Annotated in this window: 17 protein-coding genes; 11 read left to right on the forward strand and 6 right to left on the reverse strand. The window is 42.2% G+C overall.

Going from position 1 to position 25,092, the window contains the following annotated elements; translation table 11 throughout:
- Positions 1–134 precede the first annotated feature (134 nt).
- From gcvT to rho, 4 genes are all read left to right on the forward strand, one after another.
- Positions 135–1,220 (forward strand): glycine cleavage system aminomethyltransferase GcvT, encoded by a 1,086-nt coding sequence (gcvT, locus tag GGD38_RS17755; protein WP_375297589.1) that lies wholly within the window; start codon positions 135–137, stop codon positions 1,218–1,220.
- Between the two features lie 190 nt (positions 1,221–1,410).
- Positions 1,411–1,893 carry a cell division protein gene (locus GGD38_RS17760; protein ID WP_375297590.1) on the forward strand — a complete coding sequence of 161 codons (483 nt, stop codon included), beginning with the start codon at positions 1,411–1,413 and terminating at the stop codon, positions 1,891–1,893.
- Positions 1,894–2,008: 115 nt separating this feature from the next.
- Positions 2,009–2,746 (forward strand): 2-phosphosulfolactate phosphatase, encoded by a 738-nt coding sequence (locus GGD38_RS17765; RefSeq protein WP_375297591.1) that lies wholly within the window; start codon positions 2,009–2,011, stop codon positions 2,744–2,746.
- Positions 2,747–3,618: 872 nt separating this feature from the next.
- On the forward strand, positions 3,619–5,298 hold the full coding sequence (gene rho / locus GGD38_RS17770; protein ID WP_375297592.1) for a transcription termination factor Rho: 1,680 nt from the start codon (positions 3,619–3,621) through the stop codon (positions 5,296–5,298).
- Between the two features lie 277 nt (positions 5,299–5,575).
- Here the strand turns inward: rho and GGD38_RS17775 are convergent, their stop codons facing one another.
- The 3 genes from GGD38_RS17775 to GGD38_RS17785 all read right to left on the reverse strand — a co-directional run bounded on the left by GGD38_RS17775 (position 5,576) and on the right by GGD38_RS17785 (position 8,071).
- A complete protein-coding gene (locus tag GGD38_RS17775; RefSeq protein WP_375297593.1) occupies positions 5,576–5,809 on the reverse strand; it encodes a 4a-hydroxytetrahydrobiopterin dehydratase in 234 nt (77 codons plus the stop codon).
- A gap of 148 nt (positions 5,810–5,957) precedes the next feature.
- Positions 5,958–6,392: an IPExxxVDY family protein gene (locus GGD38_RS17780; RefSeq protein ID WP_375297594.1), complete on the reverse strand. Its 435-nt coding sequence runs from the start codon at positions 6,390–6,392 to the stop codon at positions 5,958–5,960.
- Between the two features lie 29 nt (positions 6,393–6,421).
- Positions 6,422–8,071 (reverse strand): M20/M25/M40 family metallo-hydrolase, encoded by a 1,650-nt coding sequence (locus tag GGD38_RS17785; RefSeq protein ID WP_375297595.1) that lies wholly within the window; start codon positions 8,069–8,071, stop codon positions 6,422–6,424.
- Between the two features lie 449 nt (positions 8,072–8,520).
- Between GGD38_RS17785 and GGD38_RS17790 the strand changes: the two genes are divergently transcribed.
- The gene (locus tag GGD38_RS17790) at positions 8,521–12,291 is read left to right on the forward strand and encodes an SNF2-related protein (RefSeq protein WP_375297596.1); all 3,771 of its coding nucleotides are present in this window, start codon (positions 8,521–8,523) and stop codon (positions 12,289–12,291) included.
- Positions 12,292–12,481: 190 nt separating this feature from the next.
- The gene (locus GGD38_RS17795; protein WP_375297597.1) at positions 12,482–15,484 is read left to right on the forward strand and encodes an outer membrane beta-barrel protein; all 3,003 of its coding nucleotides are present in this window, start codon (positions 12,482–12,484) and stop codon (positions 15,482–15,484) included.
- A gap of 163 nt (positions 15,485–15,647) precedes the next feature.
- Here the strand turns inward: GGD38_RS17795 and GGD38_RS17800 are convergent, their stop codons facing one another.
- Positions 15,648–15,815 carry a hypothetical protein gene (locus tag GGD38_RS17800; protein WP_375297598.1) on the reverse strand — a complete coding sequence of 56 codons (168 nt, stop codon included), beginning with the start codon at positions 15,813–15,815 and terminating at the stop codon, positions 15,648–15,650.
- Positions 15,816–15,961: 146 nt separating this feature from the next.
- On the opposite strand from GGD38_RS17800, the gene GGD38_RS17805 reads away from it, so the two are divergent.
- The 3 genes from GGD38_RS17805 to GGD38_RS17815 all read left to right on the forward strand — a co-directional run bounded on the left by GGD38_RS17805 (position 15,962) and on the right by GGD38_RS17815 (position 21,322).
- Positions 15,962–16,531, forward strand: coding sequence for a hypothetical protein (locus tag GGD38_RS17805; RefSeq protein ID WP_375297599.1), 570 nt, complete (start codon positions 15,962–15,964; stop codon positions 16,529–16,531).
- Positions 16,532–16,626: 95 nt separating this feature from the next.
- Entirely contained in the window at positions 16,627–19,443 is a 2,817-nt protein-coding gene (locus GGD38_RS17810) for an outer membrane beta-barrel family protein (RefSeq protein ID WP_375297600.1), read from the forward strand.
- Positions 19,444–19,504: 61 nt separating this feature from the next.
- Complete coding sequence (locus tag GGD38_RS17815; RefSeq protein WP_375297601.1) at positions 19,505–21,322, forward strand: alpha-amylase family glycosyl hydrolase; 1,818 nt, start codon at positions 19,505–19,507, stop codon at positions 21,320–21,322.
- A gap of 363 nt (positions 21,323–21,685) precedes the next feature.
- Here the strand turns inward: GGD38_RS17815 and GGD38_RS17820 are convergent, their stop codons facing one another.
- Positions 21,686–22,474, reverse strand: coding sequence for a GLPGLI family protein (locus GGD38_RS17820; protein ID WP_375297602.1), 789 nt, complete (start codon positions 22,472–22,474; stop codon positions 21,686–21,688).
- Between the two features lie 66 nt (positions 22,475–22,540).
- Between GGD38_RS17820 and GGD38_RS17825 the strand changes: the two genes are divergently transcribed.
- A complete protein-coding gene (locus GGD38_RS17825; protein ID WP_375297603.1) occupies positions 22,541–24,091 on the forward strand; it encodes a sensor histidine kinase in 1,551 nt (516 codons plus the stop codon).
- Positions 24,088–24,780, forward strand: a complete 693-nt coding sequence (locus tag GGD38_RS17830; RefSeq protein WP_375297604.1) for a response regulator transcription factor — start codon at positions 24,088–24,090, stop codon at positions 24,778–24,780. Before GGD38_RS17825 ends, GGD38_RS17830 begins: the two co-directional genes overlap by 4 nt.
- On the opposite strand, the gene GGD38_RS17835 is transcribed toward GGD38_RS17830, so the two are convergent.
- Positions 24,777–25,082 carry a hypothetical protein gene (locus tag GGD38_RS17835; RefSeq protein WP_375297605.1) on the reverse strand — a complete coding sequence of 102 codons (306 nt, stop codon included), beginning with the start codon at positions 25,080–25,082 and terminating at the stop codon, positions 24,777–24,779. The two genes, GGD38_RS17830 and GGD38_RS17835, sit on opposite strands and share 4 nt — an antisense overlap.
- Between the last annotated feature and the right edge of the window lie 10 nt (positions 25,083–25,092).

Raw genomic sequence — 25,092 nt, forward strand, 5'->3', positions numbered from 1 at the left:
ACCCGGTAACCTGTAACTGGTAACCTGAACACCCACCTTATTCATCATTCACCCCCATGTTTGGCAAATGCCAATTGCGCATTGCCAATTGATTCTTTACTTTTGCGCCCACAAACAAAAACTACACATACTGTATGAAGAACACTCCTTTCACGCAAAAGCATATAGCCCTGGGGGCTAAAATGGCTGAATTTGCCGGGTATAATATGCCTATTTCGTATAGCGGTATAAACGATGAACATGCTGCCGTACGCAATAATGCCGGCGTTTTTGACGTAAGCCATATGGGAGAGTTCATTCTGAAAGGAGAAAATGCGCTTGATCTTATTCAACGCGTTACATCCAACGACGCTTCCAAATTAACAGCCGGCAAAGCCCAGTACAGCTGTTTGCCTAACGAACAGGGTGGCATTGTTGACGATCTGCTGGTATACTGCATTGAAGAGAATAAAGTATACATGCTGGTAGTAAATGCTTCCAACATTGAAAAAGACTGGAACTGGATCTCCAAATTCAACACAAAGAATGTGGAAATGCATAACATTTCCGACAAAACCTGTTTATTGGCTATACAGGGTCCCAACGCAACCAAAATGCTGCAAAGCTTAACGGACATCGATATTCTTAATTTAAAGTATTACACATTTGCCAAGGGCAAATTTGCCGGGGTTGATAATGTGCTTATTAGCGCTACGGGTTATACCGGCGCCGGTGGTGTTGAAATATATTTTGAGGATAAGGATGGCAGTGCCGATAAAATTTGGGATGCCCTGTTTAACCTGGGTGGCCCCCAGGGATTAAAACCAATTGGTTTAGGCGCCCGCGATACGCTTCGTTTGGAAATGGGTTTTTGCCTGTACGGGAACGATATCGACGATGCCACTTCGCCTTTGGAAGCCGGTTTGGGCTGGATCACCAAGTTCACCAAAGACTTTACTGCCCGCCCCATTATTGAGCAACAAAAAGCTGCCGGTGTTACCCGTAAACTGGTAGGCTTTGAAATGGTAGATAAAGGTATTCCCCGTCATCACTACGATATAAAAGATGCGGCCGGAAATAAAATAGGTTTTGTTACTTCGGGCACACAGGCGCCCAGCTTGCAAAAAGCCATTGGTATGGGCTATGTTGATGTGGCCCACACTGCCATTGATTCAGAAATTTTCATTGGCGTACGCGACAAACTGCTGAAAGCAAAAGTGGTGAAGTTCCCATTTGTATAATAGAAACATTACATAATAAAAAGGCACAAGCGGAATCCCACTTGTGCCTTTTTTATTTTATGTGTTTTTGAATTTTGTGATTTGTGTTTTGGGATTTATTTGGTCTTGTGATTTGAGATTTGGTGCTTTTTATTACCTTGGCGTACTTCTTGCTGCTTGGGGAAGACGTTTTCAAAATTGATTCCTGCATATGCCCATAATCCACTTAACAACCTTTATTGCTGCACCTATAGAAAGAGTTTTTGATTTGAGCCGTAGTATCGAATTGCATAAAAAGTCAATGTCTGAGCATCGCGAAGAAGCAGTAGCGGGAACCGTAATGGGATTGATAAACCTGAATGAAACGGTAACCTGGAAAGCTAAACATTTGATGAGAACACGGGTATTGCAGGTACAGATCACTGCCATGGAAAGGCCTTTTTCCTTTGTTGATGAAATGAAAAAAGGCGATTTCAAAAAAATGAAACATGAGCACCATTTCAAGGCAATTGAAAATGGTACATTGATGATAGATATTTTTAATTTCGAAGCGCCCTATGGCCCACTGGGCAAATTCTTCAGTGGCATTTATCTTTCCGGCTATCTTGAAAAACTATTGGAACAACGTAATCAGGTGATCAAGGAATATGCAGAGGGCAGTAAATGGAAGCATCTATTGGAAAATAAACAATAGGATGTTCAACATTGACTATTCATCAGTTACAATGTTTACAAATTTTTAGCGCTTTCCTAAGTTTTCGCCGTTCACCACTCACCCCAAAATCTTACTTTTGCGGTTTAATTGAAATATGTCAAACAGCAAACCGACTCTATACACATCTCCGTCTCCAGCGTTACTTGATTTGTACGATATTAACAACACCATTGTAGTAATAATTGACGTTTTCCGCGCTACATCTACCATTGCAACCGCCTTGTACAATGGCGCCAAATGCATTATTCCGGTTGATAGCGTAGCTAAATGTATTGAACTGGGCAAGAAAATTGAAGCCATCACGGCTGGCGAACGCGATGGAAAAATTGCAGAGGGATTGGAATATGGAAACTCTCCATTTGAATATTCTAAAGAATTTATCGGCGGTAAAACGCTGGTGTTAACCACCACCAATGGAACCAAGTTATTGCATATGGCATTGGAGCGGGGCGCACAACATGTTATCACTGGTTCGTTCCCTAACTTGTCCGCAGTGTGTGAGTACCTGGTTCAGCAAAATCAGCCGGTGTTACTGGGCTGCTCTGCATGGAAAGACCGTGTTAATATGGAAGATATGTTGTTTGCCGGTGCAGTTATACATCAAATAAAAGATCATTTTTCTATCAATTGCGATAGCTCGGGTATTGCGGAAACCTTATACAAAAACGCAAAAAGCGACATGTATGAGTTCCTTAAAGAAAAGAATGCAACCCACTATCAGCGCCTTACCAATTTTGGTTTGGAAAAAGATATGCGTTATTGCCTTACGCCCGATATGGCTAACATACTGCCATTTTATGAAGATGGAAAACTGGTAATACACAATCAATAGGCAATCGACTATTGAACTTTAGCTTTCCTTTAATAAACTAATTCAAATCCCTGTGCGTTATTTGCACAGGGATTTCTTATTTTCGGTACTCCTGCATTGTTACGATCTATCCTGATAAATACAATTCAGCTAGTTGATAAGCATAACTGTTAGGTTAACCGTAATTGTTATTCGTTTGTTAACCAGTTTAATGGCACAGCTTATAAATAATGGTAAATGGCCAATACCCGCTACTGATCCCTGGCATAAGGGTAACACCTTATGTGTTCTGGTTCTTTTATTGATCTTTGATAAATAACTTATACACATTGCATAACCCGGCTTTATAAGGTGCATGTAAGTAGTAATTATGCTTATATTTAGGAAGCAGGCGCCCTTTTTTATAAAAAATAGCGGGTAATTGCAGCAGATCAGTCATAATGTAAATATTTTTTTATAATATTTGTGCTGCAATTCAATTAAGGTGGAACTGAAATTGCATACCTATTAACAAATAAACCGGCCTGGTTGTAGATCATTTCATTATAAGGTTGCCGCAGAGATAGAGTTAAGTAAATAAAGCAGGACTTAAACCGACCGTGGAAAGTAGCCCATTTCCCTGATTAAGTGCCTTCAGGGTTAAAAAAGTGACAGAAAAGCGGGATCAAACCCAAAAATTTTTGCTTTTTGTAAATTTGGCGTATTATTGTGTTTGGAATAGGGCTGATAAGTCATACCCGATACTCACAAAGCTCATCAGTTATTCTTTTCCACGCATATAAACTCATTTCAATTTTTTTTCACTAGATTTTTTCAACGAACAAAGTTTGCTCGTCTGATTAAGGTGTTAACTCACAAGTTATTTTATGTATGACATTTTGCAATTGAACGACATGCTCGTTCCAGAACTGTTAGATATAGCTGAACAGTTAAAAATACCCAACGCAAAAAAATTAGACAAACAGGAACTAGTATATAAAATACTCGATAAGCAGGCTATTGTAGCCAGTGCAGTAAAGAATGGTGCGACAGATGAAAAAGGTAAACGTAAACGTGTAGTTAAAACAACTACAGCAAACGCAACTGAAGAAGCTGATGTGGTAAGCGGTGATGATAAACCAGTGCGTAAAGAATTAAAGAAGGAAGCGCCTAAAAAGAAGGTAGTGGTTGAAAAGCCGGTTCCGGCAAAGAAAGGACGCAAAAAGCCAGAGCCTGAAGAAGAAGAGGAAGAAGAAGCTACACCAATATTACCAGTAATGAATGATGATAGCGATGAAGATGAATTAACAGATATTCAAGATCATCATGATGAAGAAGATGAAGAGGATGATGAGCAAGGGAATAACACCATAACAGCCCACCAGGAACACCACGAGCGCATTGCAGAACCACAGCCTTCTTCAGAGCAGCAACAAAAATCATATCCCCATCGTCGCGAATCTGCCTTTAACATTGAGTTTGACGGCGTTATTATGGCAGAAGGTGTACTTGAAATGATGCCCGACGGATATGGCTTCTTACGCTCCTCAGATTATAACTACCTTTCTTCTCCCGACGATATTTATGTTTCTCCTTCACAGATAAAACTATTTGGCTTAAAAACCGGCGACACCATATTTGGTGCAGTTCGTCCGCCAAAAGAAGGTGAAAAATACTTTGCGTTGTTGAAGGTTGAAACCATTAACGGTAAACAACCTGAAGATGTACGGGACCGGGTGCCGTTCGATTACTTAACGCCACTTTTCCCTTACGAAAAATTAAACCTGTTCACCGCACCTAATCAATATAGCACCCGTATAATGGACCTGTTCACGCCCATTGGTAAAGGACAGCGTGGATTGATTGTTGCGCAACCTAAAACAGGTAAAACAGTATTGCTGAAAGAAGTAGCAAACGCTATTGCGGCCAACCACCCAGAGTGTTATTTGATGGTGGTGCTGGTTGATGAGCGTCCTGAGGAGGTTACCGATATGGAGCGTAGCGTACGTGCTGAAGTAATTGCCTCTACTTTCGATGAGCCTGCTGAAAAGCACGTAAAGGTTTCTACCATCGCTTTACAAAAAGCAAAACGTTTGGTTGAGTGCGGTCATGATGTTGTGATCCTGTTAGACTCTATCACCCGTTTGGCCCGTGCGCACAACACCGTAGCGCCTGCATCTGGTAAAGTATTATCAGGTGGTGTGGAAGCGAACGCAATGCAAAAGCCTAAACAATTCTTTGGTGCCGCCCGTAAAATTGAGAATGGTGGGTCATTGACAATATTGGCAACCGCCCTGATTGATACTGGTTCTAAAATGGATGAGGTTATCTTTGAAGAGTTCAAAGGAACCGGTAACATGGAATTGCAGCTCGATCGCCGTTTGGCAAACAAGCGCGTATTCCCTGCCATTGACCTGGTAGCATCATCAACCCGCCGTGACGATCTGTTGTTAGAGCGTGATGTATTACAACGGATGAACCTGCTGCGTGTGTATCTTACTGATATGAATACGGAAGAAGCGATGCATGAATTGCTGAAACGTATGCGCGGTACAAAAGACAACTACGAGTTCTTAGCAAGCATGAACGGCTGAAGGCCACATGCCTCAAAACATAACAAGAAGCCATCTCATTAAGGGATGGCTTTTTTAATTGGTTTTATTAAAAGGCATATAAGAATATGGAGGTTGGTTGCTTTCGTGAATGGGCAAGCGTAAAAACAGCTAGTGAAAGCCCAAAGCCGAAGGGCTAAAGCGAATACAAAACAGCCTGAGCTGTATTCCCTTTATCAACTCTATCACCTTTATCAACCTTTCAACTATTACGCGGCATGCTGCACAGAGGCAACTCGTCAACTTGTTAACTCGTCAACTATTTAACCAGTGCGTCTATCTTCTTTGCCAGCTGCCGGTCTTTATCGGTAACCACATCACCGGCATCGTGGGTGCTTAACCATACTTCTACTTTGTTATACACATTGGTCCATAAAGGATGATGGTCCATTTTTTCTGCTGCCAAAGCAACACGCGTCATAAAGGCAAAAGCTTCGGAAAAGTTCTTAAATTCGAACTTCCGGTATAGTTTGTTATTTTCTTCTGTCCACATATAAATGAAGATTTTGTGTTAATTGAAGCGGGGCAGCAAATAAATACAGCTGAAAGCCGAAGGCCTAAGGCTGAAAGCGAATACAGGTTCTAAATGTAAATCCTTTATCACCTTTATCAACTCTGTCAACTTTTCAACTCCTCGTCAACTAAAAAATCAGGTGGCCTTTATTCTTGATCTTCTCATTCGTTAACTCCATAACCAACTGAACACCCGATATGGTTTTCACCGATTCAAGTATTTGATGAAAAAAAGCATCGGTCACGGTGTCGTCTTTCATTAACCATAAAAAGTCAAGGTGTCTGAATTCGGGCAACAGGTATTCTCCGTCGTACTGATTATTGTATAAATAGTGTACCAGGCTGCCGGTGGGTTCACGATATTCAAAAACCGAAAAGTAATAGTAGCGGTTTTTCTTTTGCAGTTGGATCTCTATATCGTTGTTTATGCGAAAATCGAAGTGAAGTAAATTATTAAGATGCCAGCAAAACTGGTAGCTTTTAAGGGGCGCCACAATACCCAGCAAACGGGTATTGTCGAAAAAATCATTGGCCAAATCATCCAGGTCGAGCTTAAGTTTCATTCCATTTTATTGCCGTAAAGGTATAAAACTTAAAATTCAACATTGCCTTCTTTCGTATCGGGCCCTCTTTTATACTTAACCGTGGTTTTATCGCCCTTATGAAACCTGCCCAGTGCCTGCATATAGGCTTCAAGCGAGTTGGTATCGAAGGTGCCCAGTTGTACAATTATATCCCCGGTCTGCAGTCCGGCTTTTTGAGCAGGGCGTCCATCGCTCACTCCATCAATCCGTACACCGTTTCCCGAAAAAGTGTAATCGGGCATAATGCCCAGGGTTACACTAAACCGGGCAGTGGTGGTAGTGGCAGGTTCACGTGTTTTTTGAAAGGTCAGTTTGCCTTTGGTATTGGTTTGTGTAACCAGGCTTTCAATGTATTTTATAATGAATAGCTCCCCGGTATAATTGATCTTACCGGCGTCATCGGTAGGTTTATGATAATCGCTGTGCAACCCGGTAAAAAAGAAAAGCACGGGAATGTTCTTTAAATAAAACGATGTATGATCGCTGGGGCCTACGCCGCTGCTGTCGTATTTAACGGTAAAATACTTTTGTTTGCTTAATGCGGTAAATACATTACCCCAGGCAGGCGAGGTGCCATAACCGCCAACGGTTATGGTTTTACTGCTGTCGTTTAGGCGGCCTATCATATCCATATTGATCATATAGTTCACCGATTGCAACTCAATGGTTGGGTGTTCGGTAAAATACTTCGAACCAAATAAGCCCAATTCTTCGCCCGAGAAGGCAATGAATACGTAGTTATTGTTTTTGTCTTTCGACAATTTAAGCGAACGGGCAAGCTCTATTAATGCAGCGGTTCCGCTGGCATTATCGTCGGCGCCATTATGCACTTGTTTTTCGGCAGTACGCAATAGTGAGTTACCATCTTCGCCATAGCCTAAATGATCGTAATGGGCGCCAATAACAATAGTTGCAGGTGCGCCATTATTGATATAGCCAATAACGTTGTGGCCTGTTCTTTTTTTATCACTTATAGCTGTTTTTAACTTCAGGTCAAGTGTGGCCGATTCATCGGCCAGGTATTGTTTGCAGGCCTTTGCTGTTAAATACACAACCGGAATGGTCAAAGGCTGTGAATTATCCTTTGCATCAAATTTGAGTTCATCGGCTATTGCTGAGCTGTTATAAACAAACAATGCAGTAGCGCCTTTACCGGCAACTTTATTTGCCATTGTTTTAATGGCATTGGTGATATCAAAATGCGGGTTCTCTTTATTGTCTTCAATTATATCTTTCAGATCGGTAAACCAGGGAACGCCTGTTTCTTTTACGGCAGGTGATACGGCAGCCTCAATACTGGCGCCGGGGCAAAATACAAAAGGGAAATATTCATCATGTAATTTCAGTTCACGATCGTTTATGAACAGCAGCGTGGAAGCATTTATTTGTTTGCCATCATATATTTCAAATGGCTGTAGCCAACCTTTTTCCCCTTTTGGTTCAAGGCCGGCTTTTTGAAATTCGCTGCTTATGTATTCGCTGGCCAGTTTTTCTCCGTTAGAGCCGGCTCTTCTACCTTCCAACTTATCGTCTGCCAGGTACGTTATGTGTGCCTGCAGGTTGGTAATCACAACTTTATCGGCTTTTTTCAATTTTTGGCCAACCGAAGAAAAGGAAGCAAACAGCAGAATGATCAATAAACGCATGAACGGGTTCATTGTAGTAATTTTTCAGGCTTAGGTGCAAACAAAGTTATAATTAGACAAAGCCTATACCAATAATTGTTGGTAATAAAATCCTCAATCTTTTAAAAGGGTGTAAAACTGCGAAACGCAAGGCCAGCCATTCTTTGTATTAGTTATTGGTGAAGAAATAATACTTTTTTAACACATTTTTCTATACCTTATCAAAGAAAGCTGCATTATTTGTATTGCTGTTTACAATAGCATTTAATTGATTTTTTAAGGCGTTTTTAAGGGAGAGCGAACAAATTATTTTATTATCTGTTTATAAAACACTGGCAACCGGATGATTCGGAAATAACAGCCTGCCAGCCCACCATATTAATTTTGTTTAAGATCGGTTTTTTCTTTATAAGCTCACCTTTTTTCCTTTACTTTTGCAGATTGCCCTTTTGACATTTGGATTAGGAAACTTAAAATTAAGCATGGCACTACCTCATCTTATTAAGTATGTATATACCAATGGAACTGACGAAGTGATCCGTAGGGGGAAAAAGATACACGCCATTGGATATGTTGAACTGGTGGACTATGACGAACTCCTTGACTCGGTAACCTTCAGGGTGAAAGACGACTCCTATACCACCTACTATAAAGTAAACATACAGAAGTTTAAAGATTCGCGAACGCTGAGTGTTCGTTGTGCATGTCCCTATAACCTCGGCGATATTTGCCGGCACGAAGCTGCAGCGCTTATTCAGCTGCAGGAAATGCTGGATAAAAATATGTTGAAGACCGAGAAGGTGGATTATGATCAAAAGCATACCGTGTTGAAGATGAAATTCATTGATCTGAAAACACTACGGTTGCTTTGCTCTCCCGAAGTATATACAGAAGCAGAAAAATACCTTCGTACACAACGCGCCGATATAGAATATGCGCAGGACGAAGTTGTAAAAGCTACAGTTAACATCGATGGCACGCCCTGGAAGGTGGTTATACGTAAGAACGAAGAGCGGAATTTTGATACCAGCTGTAATTACGAAGACCGCCAGCATCCATTATGTTTACCCAAGGTGATCGTTTTTCTGCAATTGTTGAATGCATACGGCCCCTATTACTTCGACAGTATTCGTAACTGGGATAAAGAAAAGAATAAATTACTGGAGGCCTATGGTTATCAGCTAAGCGATAACCTCGATGGCAAATTTGAGTTCACCTATAAAGATGGCAAACCTTTTTTACGGGTGCTCGATTCGTCTATTAAACGCATTTCACCACAGGACGCCGCCAGGTCGAAACCAAAGCCGGTAATTGAAACGCCAGCCGCTACAGAAGCAGAGGCTGCGGTTGAAGATATCAAAGAAGAACGTTCTTCACATCGCATAGGCGTAGTGTTTAATTTCAATTATGAAAGCTATCCCGGTTTTTCAGTTGACGCCATCAGTGGCGAAATAAATGAAGAAGGCACACAATACACGGGTAAGGTTGAAAAGCTTGACCTAAGCAAATTTGTGAACATTGAGGTGTACAGCGAGGCCGACAAGCAAATGATACCTCAGCTGCGTAAAATGCAGGATGTAGAGGTTACCAAATACCTTAACCGCAATTCACCATTCAGCGGTATTTGGGAAAACATCATTCACCACGAAGAAGATGACCTGCCCGAAGAAACAAAAGCCCTGATGGTTGAGTACCTGCATCCAAAGCTGAAAAAGCTGTTTACAGATGTAGCGGCCAATCCGTTTGTATTTTACCTGAACGGGAAGAAAGTATTTAAAACTGAGAACCTGCATACGGCCGGTATAGTTACAGACTATATTACCCCTTTCTTTAAAGTAATTGCCGGTAAGAGCCAATATGAAATTGAATGTTGGGTAAAGTTGAATGGTCAACAAGTGAACATCAGCGAAAACGGCATCGACAGCAGTTTACTTTTCTTTTATAACGATAATTTATTTCTGTGGGATAAGCCGGAAGACGTGAGCCTGGTTACACAATTCCATGGAAAGGGAAAACTGGTTTATTCAAAGGCCGACTGGCCCGAGCAACTGCGTAAGATGGTATTGCCGCTTACCAAAGAATACCATGTTGATTTTGATGGCAGCCTGGTAAGCGAAGTAAAGGACGGTGATCCGGAAAAACGCGTGGTGCTTCAGGAGAAAGGCGATTACCTGGTATTTCAACCATTGTTCTCCTACAAAGGGTTTGAAACAAAACCCGGTGGTAAAGATGAACTGGTAATACCCGATACCGAAAGAGTGGTGATCGTTCACCGCAATAAAGAAAAAGAAACGGGCTTCATACAAAAATTAGAGAACCTGCACTCAGGTTTTATAAGACCCGAAGGTGGCCAGCAGCTGGCATTGAAAGGAAGCGATGTGTTAAAGAATAACTGGTTCTTCCTGTTTGTTGATGCCATGAAGGAAATGAAGATCCCGGTGTTTGGGTTTGATGCGTTGAAGAACTTCCGTTTTAATACCGCGCGCCCGCAAACAAAGATCCACATCAGCAGCAATACCGACTGGTTCGATGCACGGGTTGATATTGTGTTTGGCGATCAAAAGGTAACCATTGCCGATGTTAAGAAAGCCCTGGCCAACCGCCAGCAGTTTGTACAACTGAACGATGGTACCCTGGGTATTTTACCCGAGGAGTGGATCAAAAAATATTCATTGCTGTTTAGGGTGGGCGAGGGTAAGCAAAACCAGTTGCGTCTTTCCAAATATCATATGAGCGTAATTGATGAGCTGTATGATAACCGCAGTGAAGAAGAGCTGGTGTTGAAGCTGGAAGAAAAGTACGAACAACTAAAAAGCTTTAACAAGATACAGGAGATACCGTTGCCTGAACACTTAAAGAGTGTGCTTCGTCCATACCAGGAGCATGGATATCACTGGTTACATTACTTAAGCGAAATTGGCTGGGGTGGCATTCTGGCCGATGACATGGGTTTGGGTAAAACCGTACAGGCTTTATCTTATCTGAACTATTATAGGACCAGTCATGGTAAACTGCGTGCATTGGTAGTTTGTCCCACCACGTTGATGTTTAACTGGGAAAATGAGATCAAGAAGTTCACCCCCACGCTTACCTACTACATTCACCATGGTGGCGAAAGAACAAGAGGGAAGGAACAGTTCATGAACGCTGAGATCATTATTACCACATACGGTACTTTACGCAGCGATATAAAACTGCTGGTTGAAATACCATTCGATTATGTGGTGCTCGATGAATCGCAAGCCATTAAGAACCCAACCAGTAAGGTTACCAAGGCTGCCTGCCTGCTGAATTCAAAGAACAGGATCTGTTTAAGTGGTACGCCTTTGCAGAATAACACCTTCGACATTTTTGCCCAAATGAACTTCCTGAACCCGGGTATGCTGGGAAGTGTGGAGTTCTTTAGACAGGAGTTTGCTATTCCCATTGATAAATTTGGCGAGGCCGATCGTAAAGACCATTTACGTAAACTATTATATCCATTCATATTACGCCGTACAAAAGAGCAGGTGGCCAAAGATCTTCCCGACAAGATCGAAACTATTCTGTTTTGTGAAATGGAATCAGAACAACAGGCTATATACGATGCCTATCGCAACGACTTCCGCGATAAGATCATGGGCACCATTGAACAGCAGGGTATACAGCGTAGCCAGCTCACCATCTTACAGGGGCTTATGAAGTTGCGCCAGATATGTGATTCGCCGGCCATTTTAAATGAAACAGAGAAGTTCCCTAACCACTCAATAAAACTGGAAGAGCTGACCCGTGAGATCACTGAAAACATCAGTAACCATAAAGCGCTGGTGTTCTCACAGTTCCTGGGTATGCTGGCCCTTATTAAAGAGAAACTAAAAGAGCAGGAAGTTGACTTTGAATACTTCGATGGCAGCACTTCTGCCATTGATCGCGAACGCGCTATTCAACGTTTTCAAAATGATGAAAAATGCCGCGTGTTCCTGATCTCACTTAAAGCGGGTGGTGTGGGTTTGAACCTTACTGCGGCAGACTATGTGTACATAGTTGACCCGTGGTGGAACCCTGCCGTTGAGCAACAAGCGATTGACCGTACACACCGTATTGGCCAAACCAAGAACATTTTTGCCTACCGCATGATCTGTAAAGACACTATTGAGGATAAGATATTACAGCTGCAGGATAAAAAGCGGTCACTGGCCAAGGACCTGATCACTGACGATGAAGGATTTGTGAAGTCACTGACAAGAGAAGACGTAGAATACCTCTTCAGCTAACAACCTGGTTTACATTAATAAAGTGAATATGCCACGATACGCATGGAATAATGCCGCATCGTGGCATATCTTTTTGGAAAACATATTAAAATTGTCGAGACGGTAAACTTTTGGCAGAAAGCCTTGTTTACACAAGTTTTTTGTGGGAGTAGCGTCAAAAGGTTATATCACTAATGTTCATAATCCATTCATGAAAAAGATTTTTACCCTGTTTTTCCTGTTCCTTGTATTTGCTTCCGCTGGTTTTGCCCAGAATGTTTCGGGCAGCATACAGGGAAAGTTATACGACAGTATGTATGTTGATCACCTTACCGATGCTACTGTTACCGTTCTACATGCAACCGATACAAGCGTTGTATCATATACCCTGGCCGATGCCAAGGGCGAATTCAGGATAAAAAACCTGAATGCCGGCAATTATCGTTTAATGATCACCTATCAGGGTTATGCTCCAAAATATATTAAATTCACTGTTTCGGCGGAAACGCCCAATGTGCAGCTTGGCACCGTTTACATGAGTAAGAAAGACGACATGCTGAAAGAAGTGGTCGTTGAAGCTCCGCCAATTAGCGTTAAAAAAGATACAGTTGAGTTTAGGGCCGATGCCTTTAAAACAAAACCTAACTCAACTGCCGAAGACCTGTTAAAGAAATTACCAGGTGTGCAGGTTGATAAAGACGGTAATGTAAAAGCACAGGGTGAAGATGTGCAAAAAGTATATGTTGATGGCAAGGAGTTTTTTGGCACCGATCCTAAAATGGCTACCAAGAACATAACCGCCGATATGATTGAATCGGTACAGGTGTTTGATGATATGAGCGACCAGGCTAAGTTTACCCGAATTGATGATGGTAGCAGGTCAAAAACAATAAACATCAAATTAAAGAAAGATAAACGCAAAGGATATTTCGGACGCTTTATTGCCGGGGCCGGCGATAACGATCGTTACCAGGCAAGCGCTATGTTTAACCGTTTCGATAACGACCGTCGAATAAGCGTACTGGCTGGATCAAACAACCTCAATAAGTCGAGCTTTTCATTTAATGACATTGTAGGCAATATGGGTGGTTATGGTTCTTCACGCGGTGGCGGTGGAGGAGGCGGTGGCTTTAGTGGCGGCGGCGGAGGTGGTGGTGGTCGCCGGGGCGGTGGCGGCGGCGGAAACTTTGGCGGCGGCGGTGGCAACTTCAGTAATTTCGGTAGCAGCAATACCGGTATTACAAAAGCAACCAATGCAGGCATTAACTATACCGATAAATGGGGTAGTAAGATAGATGTTACAGGCAGCTATTTCTTTTCAACCAGCGAAAACAAAAAACAGCAACAAAGCCTTACGCAACGTACTATCAACGACGACTCTACAACCTTACAGAGTGAAGATATGTTCTCCAACACGAAGAACCAGAACCACCGGTTCAATCTTCGCTTTGAATATTATATTGACTCAATGAACTCTTTGTTGTACACCCCAAGCCTGGTTTTACAACATTCCGAATCGTATACTTATGATACGTTGTTTACACGTGCCCAATCGCCCAGAACGCCCGAGTTCCTTGCCAATGAAGGCAAAAACATAAACAGTAATGAACGCGATGGAATAAACCTGAACAATAACTTATTGTATCGCCGTAAGTTTCATAAGCTGGGCCGTACATTAACAATTGGCTGGAACAACGCTATTAACAATAGCGAAGGCAAGGGTATTACACAAACGCCATTAACTACTTATAATGCCAAGGGCCTTATAACGGGTGGTACAAGTCAGGATTTTCAATCGCTCCAAAAAACCAGATCAATGAACAATGTGCTCAGTACTTCTTATACTGAACCCATTGGCCTTAACAAGATCCTGGAGTTTAACTATGCCTATACCAACCGCCATTCAACCAGCGACCGCGATGCTTTTTCACATTATGATTCTGTAGCAAGAAAATACGACTCGGTATATAAAAGCCAGACCAACTATTTAGAGAATGATTTTATTGCCCATCGCGCCGGCGCTAATTTCCGTGTACAGAAAGCGAAGTACAGCTGGCAAATTGGGGCCTCTGTTGAACATTCTGAGTTGAATAATTTTAACCAGCGTGCATTGTATGGCGACACTACTATAAAGCAATCATATACTAACCTGTTCCCTACAGCAAACTTTAGCTATCAGTTCAGCCGCTCAAAGAACCTGCGGTTATTTTATAGGGGAAGAACCAACCAGCCGTCGGTAAACCAGTTGCAGGAGGTGCCCGATGCAACGAATGTATTATCTGTTACCAATGGTAACCCTTCTTTGAAACAGGAGTTTACACACAATGTAAACCTGAACTATAATACATTTGATGCCGCTACTTTTAAATTTCTGAGCGTAAACATAAACCTGAATAATACGCAAAATAAGATCGTTAACAGCATCGATACATTGATGCCAGACATCAGGCAGAAATACGGTCTCGATACGTTGCCTTACGGCGCGCAGTATACTGTTCCGGTGAACCTGAATGGATCGTTCAGCACTTCATCTTTTATTACATTTGGCCTGCCATTACAGGGAAGAATGAAAGGAAGCAGCCTGAACTTCAATAACTCAATTTCGTATAACCGCGACATCAACGTTCTGTATCAAAAGCAAAATATTACCAACACGTTTGTAATAACGCAAACTGCCGGTATTAACCTGAACATCAAAGACGCATTGATAGTTGGCTTGAATGGTAGTGTTGCCTGGAATAAGGCAACTTATAGCCAGCAATCTATTCAGAATAATGAATACTTTACGCAAACATATTCTGCCGATGTTAGTTATACATTCCTGAAGAGTTTTGTATTATCAACCGACTTTGATTATTATATAAACACAGGCCGTGCCGATGGCTTTAACCAAAGCATTCCTTTGTGGAATTCGAGCCTTGCTTACCAGCTGTTCAAAAAGAAGAATGGTGAATTGAAGTTTTCGGTAAATGACCTGTTGAACCAGAACCAGAGCATTTCGCGTACAATAAGTGATGGCTATGTGCAGGATACCCGCTCAACTGTGCTGAAGCGTTACTTCATGCTAACCTTTACTTACAACCTTAACCGTGCCGGCGAGCAGCGTCGTGGAGGCCCTCCGGGAATGCCAAGGAATATTCAACGCCAAATGGAGCGCAACATAAATGGAGGCGGACCAACTGGCGGTATGCCAGCTACCCCCATTAATAATTAATAGTTCCAACCAAATAGTATAAAAGTGCCGCACCTCCGGGGTGTGGCATTTTTTATTTAGGACATGCCCTAAATAAAAAACTCCCGACCGAAGCCGGGAGTGCTAGCACATACAATTGTGGTTTCAGAGGTAAGTGCTATTCGTTATAAATAATATTAAATAATTAGTGGAATTTCCTTCTTACCGGTGAAGGAGTGCTGATGGGCGAATTACCCAGCATAATTACCGCTAACAGGGATTTTGCAAAACGAATGATGTTTGAAGAAGGGCGATAAATGGTTTTGTTGATCTTGGCAATTTGTACATCGTGGTACATTGGATTTTTTTTCATTGGTATTGAATTGATAATGAATAAGTGAATAAGCTACCCCAAGTAACGTTCAATGGCGCTTTTTTATTGTGTTTGTATGAATTTAGCATTTAACCTGTTAATAACATGTTGGAATTCACTATTTTTCCGTTACAAATACCCTACCCATGAGCAAAGTAACCCCATTGTTACTGGCTTTATTAGTAAGCCTGAGCGCTGGCGCACAAAGCGTATTCACCAATAACACCAACGCTGCACTTAAAATGGTGATAGAAGACTATCCCAATCACTTCAACAATATTAAGGGAGATCGCATTTCGGCGTATGAGCCCAGTGTTAATTATAAGTCAAAGGTTGTAATTCCGGGTTCGGTGAACTGCGTACTTACCCAGTACAAAACAAATGAATTGTATAGCTGGACCTGCGAGTTGTTCACCTCGAACGACTTTCTGAAAGCAAAAACAAGGTTCAGCGAATTGTACAACGAAATTCACAATACCATAGTTAAACTTGAAGGGCAAAAGCCTGTCATCCTCAATGGCCAGTACCAGGCGCCTGAAAAAGATAAAAAACAAACCATCATTTCTTTCCATTTTCTGCCCAATACAGGAAGTATACAAAAGCTGCATGTTGAAATGCAGTTACTGGCAGATGCCGGTGCGTGGAAGATCGTTTTACAGGTATTTGAAGAAAGCCCAAGTGAAACGGCCTCCGTACAGGTGTGGGCCAAACATTAACCTTCATTAACATTAAACCAACCCTGCTTAACCTTCGTTGCCGGCGGGTAAGAATATTTTCGTAGCGGTTTTACCAACACGAAAATTTACCCGGTATGAAGAAGGTTTACCTGCTCATCATTTGCTGTTTTTTGTATTCATGCTTACTGGCCCAAAAGAACGGGGTAGTAAAAGGCGTTGCGTTTGATACGCTGGCCAAACAACCCGTTGTGGCTGCTACTATAACACTACTGCAGAAAAAAGATTCCTCCCTGGTTTCGTTTACAATGACCGATAGCAAAGGGCAATTTGAAATAGCCGGGCTTGCCAATGGCGAATATCGCCTGCTCACCACCCATGTAAGCTATCACAACAGCAGCCGGCTTTTTACCATCGGCGATAACAACAAACAGGTGAACCTGGGTAACATTATAATGAACGATGTTAGCCGTATGCTAAGCGAAGTAACGGTTACTGCCGAAGCGCCGCCCGTTACCTTAATTGATGATACGGTGCAATACAATGCAGGTTCATTTAAAATAGTACCCAATGCCACTGTAGAGCAGTTGCTGAAAAAAATGCCTGGTATTAAAGTAGAAAAAGACGGTACCGTAAAAGCACAGGGGCAGGAGGTAAAGAAAGTACTGGTCGATGGCAAAGAGTTCTTTGGCAATGACCCTAAACTGGCCACCCGCAACCTGCCGGCCGATGCGGTTGATAAAGTACAGGTATACGATAAAGCAAGCGACCAGGCCCAGCTTACAGGTTTTGATGATGGTAATAGCGAAAAGACCATTAACCTGAAATTGAAGAAAGACAAAAAGAAGGGCATGTTTGGCAAGGCAATGGCTGGCGGTGGCACCAATAACCGCTACGAGGGCAGGTTCAATGTAAACTCATTTAAGGGTGCGCGCCAGCTTTCGGTAATTGGTATGGGTAACAATACCAATTCGGAAGGGTTTTCGTTTATGGATATGTTGAGCTTTAATGGAGGCATGAGCAATATGCAGCCATCGGGCGGTGGTGGCGGTATTGAAATAAATTTGAGAAACGATGAACCTACTGGCCAGAACGATAACAGCAATGGCATAAGAACCATTTGGGGCGGTGGCTTCAATTACAATAATATCATTGGCAATAAAACCAATTTTACCAGTAACTATTTCTACAACCGTTATAACCCCAATACCGAAAGTCATATACAACGGCAGTATTTTTTACCCGGCGATTCATCGTACTATTATAATCAGAATTCATTTGCAAAGAACCTCAATAATAGCCATAAGCTAAACCTGGGCGCCGATATTCAAATAGATTCCTTTCACAGTATAAAAATATCGCCTTCTATTGGTTACCAGCAAACTGCCAATTCATCTGTAAGTGATTACAACACTTTATCGCTTACCGGTAAACCGGGCACCAGTGGGTATAGTGAAAATGAGTCGAATAATAAGGGATATAATTTCAGGAACGACCTGCTGTTCAGGAAGAAGTTCAGGCGAGCGGGAAGAACACTTTCGTTGAGCTTACAAAACAACCTGAATAACAGTGAGGGCGATGGTAGTTTGTTTTCAACCAATACTTATCGTAATACCGCAGGTACAATTATAAGGACCGATTCAATAAACCAGCACAATACCAATAACAGCGATCTGAACGGCTACACAGCAAAACTGGTGTATACAGAGCCCATTTTTAAAAAGTCATTGCTTGAATTCAGTGTGGCAAAAAGTAATACGGTAAGTATGGCACAAAAAACAACGTACGATTATAATAAACTAAGCGGTAAGTTCGACCACCTGAACGATCGCCTTACCAATGATTATGAAAACAGTTATGGGTACAATCAGTTTGGTATTCGCTGGCGAATGCAATTGCGAAAATTCAATGCAGCGGCTGGCGTAAACTGGCAACAGTCAGAGCTGGAAGGGCAGAGTATTGCGGCGGGTAAGGATACTACCATAAGCAAAACATTTCACAACCTGTTGCCCAATGTGCGCATGCAGTATAATTTCACCAAATTCCGTAACCTGCGCCTGAACTATACAACAACTACCAAACAGCCATCGGTAACACAATTACAACCCGTACCCGATAACACCGACCCGTTAAATATAAAAGCTGGTAATGCCGATCTGAAACAGGAGTTAACGCATTCGGTGCAACTTAATTTTTTCTCAGTGAACCCATTCAGAAACAAGAACCTGTTTGCTTTTTTTAATGTACGCCGTACCGATAACAAGATCGTTGATTTTGATACCATAGATTCAGTTGGTGTAAAAACCACCCGGCCGGTAAATGTTGATGGAACGTACGATATAAGCGGTAGCGTACACCTTGGATTGCCTATACGCTTTTTGAAAGGTTCGGTACACTTTAGTACCAATGGCAGTTATACAAAAAACAAATCATTCATCAATAGCGCAGTAAACAGCATTAATACTTTAAACATTTCGCCCGAAGTGCGATTTGAGATCAGTGCAACTGAAAAGCTAGACATATCGTTATTGGCCGGCACCAATTATTACAAAACGCAATATGGTTTACAGGCATCTTTAAATACCGAATACCTGAACCATACATATGGTACCGAAGTAAACTGGCAACTACCCAAAAGCTTTTACTTTAATACAGAATTTACCTATACCATTAATAACCAACTGGCCAGTGGGTTCAATGCAAAAGTGCCTTTGTGGAATGCTTTTGTAAGCAAACAGTTCCTGCGTTATAACCGGGGTGAAATTAAGCTATCGGCTTTCGACCTGTTAAAACAAAACATAGGCGTAAGCCGCAGTACCAGCCAAAACTATATTGAAGATAAAAGGGTAAAGAACCTGCAGCGCTTTTTCCTGCTAAGCTTTACCTACAGCCTTACCAGGAACGGTTTGAGCGCGCCGGGCCAAGTAAGCGATGTTCATGTTATTAGAAGATAAGCTCTTATGGCATGGTAGCAAAATTGCATTGGTGGTATGTAAATCCACAAACTTTACTACCATGTCAAAGAAAAGCACTACGCTGGCAGCCCCTGCGGTAAGGGTTGAAGGAATGGGCGCTATTCCCCACGAGAATGGCGTATTTTTCAGAGTTTGGGCGCCCCACGCCAAAAAGGTATTTGTAACAGGTACATTTAATAACTGGGCAAAGAACAAGAATCAAATGACCCATGAAGGCAATGGGTATTGGGGGCTGAACGTTCCGGATGCTGCAATAGGCAATGAATACAAATATGTTTTACAAACCGATATTGGTGAGCTCCATCGCTACGATCCCTATGCACGTGAAATGACCAACTCGGCCGGCAACTCCATAATAACCGATCCGCATTTTGAATGGACAGATCAGGATTTTCATATGCCCAGCTGGAACGAGCTGGTGATCTATGAAATGCATATAGGAACTTTTAATGTAAAAGAAAACGGTAAGCCCGGCACTTTTGAAACGGCCAGGCAGCGCTTAGGCTATTTAAAAGCATTGGGTGTAAATGCTATTGAAATAATGCCTGCCACCGAATTTCCGGGCGGCTTTTCGTGGGGATATAATTTATCGCACCCCTTTGCTATTGAGAGCGACTATGGCGGTGTAAAAGGATTGAAAGCGCTTATCAATACTGCGCATGAACTGGGCATTGCGGTTATACTCGATGTGGTGTACAATCACTTTGGCCCATCGGACCTCGATCTTTGGCAATTTGATGGCTGGAGCGAGAATGGGGCCGGTGGTATTTATTTTTACCAGGATTGGCGGGCTGAAACACCCTGGGGTCATACGCGCCCCGATTATGGCCGGCCCGAAGTGCGACAGTATTTACGCGATAACGCTTTAATGTGGCTCGAAGATTATCATTTAGACGGCTTACGTACCGATGCGCTTTTGTTTGTTCGTAATGTACATGGTAAAAACCTGCCCGATGCCGACCTGCCCGAGGGCTGGACGCTTATGAAATGGATAAATGAAGAAATAAAAGCGCGGTACCCATGGAAAATAACCATTGCCGAAGACCTGCAAAACAATGAATGGATCACCAAAAAATTAGAAGATGGCGGTGAGGGTTTCAATACCCAATGGGACCCCAGCTTTACTTTCAGTGTACGCGATGAATTGAAGGTGCCCGAAGACGAACACCGCAATATGGACAAAATTCAATACGCTATTACACACAATTTTAATGGCGATCCATTTCAACGGGTGATCTATACCGAATCGCACGACGATGTGGCCAATGGTAAAGTACGGGTGCCTGAAGAAATAGCGCCTGGTGATTCGCAAGGCTGGTTTGCCAAAAAGAGATCGGTATTGGGTGCCGTAATGGTTTTTACCTGCGCGGGTATACCTATGATCTTTCAGGGCCAGGAGTTCGTTGAGAACAAGGAATTCGATGATCAAAATCCCCTCGACTGGGAAAAGTTCTCCGCCTTTAAAGGCATTGCCCGCCTGTACCGCGATTGTATTCGCCTGCGCCGTAATGTTGATGGATTAACAAAAGGCCTCTCGGGACAGCATTCGCAGGTTATTCACGTAAACAATAATGATAAAGTTATTGCCTTTCATCGCTGGTACGATGGCGGTCCTAAGGACAGTACTATTGTTGTTCTAAACTTTGCTAATAAAGAACATAAGGATTACGTGATAGGTGTACCCGAAGAAGGTGTATGGAAAGTTCGTTTTAACAGCGACTGGAAAGGGTATGATGAAAGTTTTACTGATACAGAAGCATTGGATGCTGAAACCTTTGAAAGCAAACAGGATGGCCAGCTGTATAGTATAGCTGTTAACTTGGGTCCCTATAATGCATTAATACTTTCGCGCGATTAAGAAGAAGGGCCGGATAGAAATCCAGCCCCGTATTAATCCAATATCCTATGAAAAACCACTTTGAAATTAACATCTTAAAATCATAAAATCTATGACGGCCATCACATAATTACAGGTTTAGTGAATTATTGATTAGCGATAACTTTTTTAAAGTAACAATACAAAATAACCGATGCTATCGGTTTAAAGAATATAAAAAAGGCCGGATAGAAATCCAGCCCGTGTTAATCCAATATCCTATGAAAAACCATGGTGAAAGTAGAATGATTTATTCAATTAATCTATGATGGTCATCACTGTCTTATAATGATTATGGCAATACTATTACGTATTATTAGGGTATGCGTTTAATACTACATTGAATTACCCCCCATGTCCAATTCTTCTGGGGCCATTACGTTGCATTTCGGCCATAAGTTTTTCCCTTTCTTTATTAAATTCCTCAGCTGTTATTTTCTTGCCTTTCTTTGGTTCTTTAATAGCCGTAACATCTGCTTTCTGCGATACTTCAATCGCTTTATAGGTAGTGTTGCCGTTAATGTCAATTTGTAATATCAGGCCAGGTAACTGTCCTTCATAATCAGGACCAGCTGGTACAGGAACTGTTGGTGTAAACCATACCACCACCTGGCTGGTATCGGGCACTTCTTTTCGGACCATTTCGCCGTTATCCATCGACATCATCATGCGTTTGCTATAGCGGGTTGTAGTGGCCTGCTGGCATGCATAGCCCAATACCGTTTTGGTTTCGCCGGTAAGCTTCCAGTTTTGTTTACGAATACTATCGCTAACCAGGTATTGTTTGGCTGCGAATTCTTTTTGTTCCACTTTACGGCCATCAGTAAAATTGAGCCAGGTAATATCATCATCGCCCATGCCGAAAGCGCGGATCTGAATGCCGCCACCTTCGCCCGGAAAGTCGTTAATATTATTGTCTTCCAATGCACGACGCAACATTTGATTGTTACCAAACAGTACTTCCTGTTTAATAGTGTGGGCATGGGGTGGCGGTGGCGGTTGATCGGGCCCGCCGGGGCCACCCATTCTTATTTGCATTTGCCGGGTATATTCATACACTACCCGCCCCGTTTGTTGCTGGGCATGCAACTGCAAAGACATTAATACGCCTGCCAGAACATATATCATTTTCATAATTGTATTATTTGTTTCAAAACTATTGCAGCCGGTAACGGTAACAGGTTAATGCACCTTGGTTTAATGTTAATTAAGGTTAATGGTATTAGGCTGGCAGGTTTAAACGGCTACTTTTGTAGTGTTATGAACAGGCGCCGTTTGTATTTTCCGGTTGTTTTAATGTTGCTGGCTATTGTAGCTGTAGCAACCTTCCAGGCATATTGGCTGCGTAAGAATTACAGGGAGAAAAAGCTGGAGCTAACTTTTCGCACCAACGTGCTGTTTCGCGAAACGGTACAACATATTAGGGCAGAAAAGCTAAAGCTCGATACCAGCCTTGGCCAGAATATACATTTCAGGCGGGCCGGTTTTGGCGCAGTAGGTATGTTGGATGCCATGCGGGCAAGAGCAATTGACTCCCTGGGGGACGAGAAAAAGTTTCATGTACTTGTAAGGGAAACTTCAACCGATTTTATACATGAGAGGGCCGTACCCGGCGACTCACTTTCAGAGATCCATATTTTTAAGGATGGCCCCGGCCCGGGAATAATAAGAGTATTAAGCCGGGTTGATTCATTGCAGGATACTATTGGTGTAAAAGAACTTACAATGCGGTATGGGCGACGGCTGAGAAAAGAAAACATTTTAATTCCCTTTACTATTACCAGCCATAAGGTAACGTCGTTGGAAGACATGCCTTCACCCCCTCTTAGCCGTAAAGCCCCATCACGTGACGACATACCCGGACCGCCGTTTTATGAAAAGGAAAATGAAATTACCATTGGCATCAATCACCCCATAACCTATCATCTCGATGTAGGTAGTTTAACACCCTTTGCCCTGCAAAAAATGTGGCCGCAGATCTTGTTTTCGCTATTCCTAGTAGGGCTTACCATTTTGTCGTTTGCGCTGTTAATGCGCACACTTGTGCAACAGCGAAAACTAACACAAATAAAGAACGACTTCATAAGTAATATAACCCACGAACTTAAAACACCTATTGCTACCGTAAGTGTGGCTATTGAGGCATTACGAAATTTCGATGCCCTGCAAGACCCCGAAAAAACAAAAGAATACCTGGCCATTTCATCGAACGAGTTGCAGCGGTTATCGTTTTTGGTTGATAAAGTACTAAAGCTATCGATGTTTGAAAAACACCAGGTTGAATTAAAAGAAGAGATCGTTGACCTGAACGTGCTGGTTAAAGACGTGGTGAACTCCATGAAGCTGCAATTTGAAAAATACAAAGCCAAGGTAAATTTGCAGGTACAGGGATACCGGTTTGAAGTAGAAGCCGATCGCCTGCATATTACCAGCGTATTGTTCAACCTGCTTGATAATGCATTGAAGTATAGTAAGGAAAACCCTTCCATTCATATTGAACTAAGAGAGGAGAATGAACGCATTTTACTTCGGGTAACCGATAACGGAATTGGCATACCGGCTGAGTATCATAAAAAGATATTTGAAAAATTCTTTAGGGTGCCCGCAGGCAATACCCATAATGTAAAAGGGTATGGTTTAGGGTTAAGTTATGTGGCCTATGTTATTCAGCGGCATTACGGTTCAATTGATGTAGAAAGCCAGCCCGGTATTGGCAGCCAGTTTATAATAAAACTTCCCGCAGCCTTATGAGTAAAACCAAGGTCCTATATGTTGAAGACGAATTATTCCTGGGCAAAATTGTAAAAGAAAGCCTGGAGAGCCGGCAGTTTGAAGTTACCATGGAAAGCGACGGCGTAAATGTATTATCTGTTTTTAAAAAGGTAAACCCCGATGTGTGCGTGTTGGATGTAATGCTGCCTAATAAAGATGGTTTTACGCTTGCCGGTGAAATACGCGAAATAAATGCTACGGTGCCCATCATCTTCCTTACAGCCAAAACACAAACTGATGATCTGGTAAAAGGCTTTTCCATTGGCGGCAACGATTATATACGCAAGCCATTTAGTATGGAAGAATTAATAGTACGTATTGAAAATGCACTTCGGGTAAAAGAACAGGGCGCCCGTACTACCAATGGAAAAGATACATTACCCATTGGCAAATACAACTTTTCTGTTAGCCGCCAGCTGTTAACAGGTTTTAATGAAGAAAGAAAGCTGTCGTTTCGCGAAAGCGAGTTACTTAAATTACTTTACGAGAACCGCGAAAAGATCATTGGCCGCAAAGACATTTTGAATATGCTTTGGGGCAATGACTCCTTTTTTAACTCGCGCAACCTCGATGTTTACATCACGAAGTTGCGCGGTTACTTAAAAGAAGACGACCTGCTTGAAATAATTACAATTAAGGGTATCGGCTACCGATTTGTTGTAGGTTAACGGCCAGTGATCTTGATTGTTTTTATTGGCTGTTGCTGCGGGTTTTTCAAGTATTTGAAAAACCACATGATAGTGAAGCTCGGAATAAAATCGGTAAACGGAAGCGCTTCTTCAATAAAGTTAAATACACCCCCTAACGCACCCTTCCAACCACCGAATGTTTTGTAGAAAATGAGTGCAGAAATGGGGGCCCAAATGATATCTCCAAACTCACCCAGAAAGGGTATAGTGTAGGTAGCGTAGCCAATGATATCCATTAGCACACAAAATATCAAAGAGGTCGATGTTTGCTGTTTGATCATTTTCTGAATT

This window comes from Niastella sp. OAS944, assembly GCA_024809215.1.
In the GTDB taxonomy this organism is placed as follows: Bacteria; Bacteroidota; Bacteroidia; order Chitinophagales; family Chitinophagaceae; genus Niastella.